Source organism: Vibrio sp. 2134-1, from assembly GCF_033339495.1.
Genome location: NZ_JAWOUS010000513.1, coordinates 1 through 659 on the forward strand (window position 1 = coordinate 1; position 659 = coordinate 659).

The following is a 659-nucleotide window of genomic DNA, read 5'->3' on the forward strand; positions in this document are numbered from 1 at the left end:
GGTTTCGAACGGCCAAGCAGCCCAGTAAGGCACCACCGCCAGCCAGTGTTCGGTTTCCACCACAATGCGTGAGCCGTCTTTGAGTTCCGCTTGCACGTAATCTACCAGCAAGTTGCTGCCGTGTTCTTGGTAGTACGCTTTTAGGTTGTGCTCTTTGCGCTCGATCTCATTTGGTAAGAAGCTGTTCGCCCAGATTTGACCGTGCGGATGAGGCTGAGAACAGCCCATGGTTTCGCCTTTGTTTTCGAACGCCTGAACCCAAACGTACTCTTTGCCGAGCTCTTCAATTTGTTCGTTCCATGTATCTATCACGCCACGAATTTTATCCACTGGCAGCTCCGGTAAGGTTTTACTGTGATCTGGCGAGAAGCAAATCACTCGGCTCAAACCACGCACGCCTTGAGTTTTGAATAGCGGGTTGTTTGACTCTGGTGCATCTGGTGAATCCACCATCAGCGCAGCAAAATCGTTATTGAACACATAGGTGCCTTGGTAGTCTGGATTAACATCGCCAGAGATACGTTCGTTGGTTGGACAAAGGAAACATTTACCGTCATAGCTTGGTAGCTCATCCAATGCGGGCTTTTCATCTGCGCCGCTCCAAGGGCGTTTTGCACGGTGAGGTGAAACCAAAATCCATTGCCCAGTCAGAGGGTTGT

At 50.4% G+C, this 659-nt stretch carries 1 protein-coding gene; it reads right to left on the reverse strand.

The window, feature by feature from the left end; all coding sequences use genetic code 11:
• Positions 1-659 (reverse strand): galactose-1-phosphate uridylyltransferase (gene galT / locus R7R78_RS26950; RefSeq protein ID WP_225474712.1); only part of this gene is annotated, 659 nt, incomplete at both ends.